Origin of the sequence: Terriglobus sp. YAF25 (assembly GCF_052113305.1) — a bacterium.
In the GTDB taxonomy this organism is placed as follows: domain Bacteria; phylum Acidobacteriota; class Terriglobia; order Terriglobales; family Acidobacteriaceae; genus Terriglobus.
Genome location: NZ_JBFRCY010000889.1, coordinates 1 through 1,592 on the forward strand (window position 1 = coordinate 1; position 1,592 = coordinate 1,592).

A 1,592-nucleotide genomic window follows, 5' to 3' on the forward strand; every position below is an offset into this window, starting at 1 on the left:
ATCGAAGTCCGCGCTGCTGTATTCGGCGGCGAGGTTACGTGAATCCTGCGGAGCAAAACCGCGGGTTCCGGAGACATTGTCGAAGCTGTGACCGTAGGTATACGACCCCTGCGCCGTGATGCCATGGAATCCGCTGGTACGGATCGATCCCTGAAGCGAGTTGTAGTTCGACCCGGCGCTCGATTCATACTGGTTGATAGCAGCAAACGTTGGGAACTTCGAGTAGTACGGACGGGTGCTCTGGACCGTGCTCTTGCCCGTATTCTGCGCCGCCTGGTTGATGTCGCGCAGGTTGAACAGGTGACGGCCCACCGAACCAACGTAGCCGACCTGCAAGACAGTGTTGCGGCTCAACTGGTACTCGGTGTTCAGGTTGAAGTTCTGCAGGTAAGCGTTTTTGAAGTTCTGCGAGACCGTAGAGACGCCGAAGACTGCACCAGCGCTCGGGGAGCTCGGCAATGGATCCGTGTTGGTAACGATGCGGAATGGAGACGAATTCGAGACGGTAAACACAGGATTCGGACCAGCGTTATTTGCCTGGACACCAACCGAAGCGCCATTGCCGGGACGGTTGTCGAAGAAACCGTTCAGGTTAGGCAGATCGAAAAACAGGCCGTATGTTCCACGAACTACCAGCTTGTCCGTCAGCTTCGAGCTGAAGCCAAAGCGAGGCGAAACATTGGTATAGCGGCGCGGATACAACGTGGAGATGTCCTGACCGACGATCGAGTAACCGTTGGTGGCGTTCGGATTGAAGTTAGAGAAGGTGCCGTTCGTTGAATAGACCGGTCCGGAGTAATCCCAACGGACGCCATAATTCAGCGTCAGGGCTGGGCTGATCTGATACTGATCCTGGGCGAAGATATCCCACTGATTGACGAAAACATCACGCTGCAAAACGCCGCGAACGATGCTGCCGCTGGCGGCATAACCGGCCAGGAAGTCAGCGAGCGAGCGAACCGAGAAGTCCGATGCAGCGGACTCAAGGGAGCTATCTGTAGAGTAATCACCCTTCGTGTTGGCATTCAGCGTACCCGAAGCGGTTCCATTGTAGGAGAAGACACCACGAACGTTGCGCTGATAGAGCAGGTTCATATAGTTCCGGCGGAACTCACCACCGAAACGGAACTGGTGCTTACCCCAGACCAACGTCGCCGTGTCAGTGATATGCCCCGTGTAGTCCTGACGGCCCAATGGGGGTGTAACACCGACCTGATCGAAGTTAGTGATAGTGATGCTGGGAGCGCCGAAAAGGGATGAATTGGTAACGCCAGTGTTCAGGCCCAGGGCAGGAATGTTCTGGTTGTGAACATTGTCGTTGAAGGTCTGTCCGAAGTAGTTGATACCGACCAGAGCCTGATTCGAGAGATGATTCGACAGCATCCAGTTGTGCGTGATGGCGTAGTTGTGAACGTGATCCGGAGCGACCTGATAATACTCCCAGATATTGACACCGGCGTTACCCAACTGACGGCCCGAACCGATAAAAGCACGTACCGAGAGTGTCTGTTTCGAGTTGATGTTCCAATCCACTTTGCCGACTGCATTGTCGCTGTAGCCGCTCTGCGGACGAGCATCGGTAAAGTTGTTGG

Annotated in this window: 1 protein-coding gene; it reads right to left on the reverse strand. The window is 55.0% G+C overall.

Going from position 1 to position 1,592, the window contains the following annotated elements; all coding sequences use genetic code 11:
* Positions 1 to 1,592 (reverse strand): TonB-dependent receptor domain-containing protein (locus AB4043_RS24885; protein WP_442308446.1); only part of this gene is annotated, 1,592 nt, incomplete at both ends.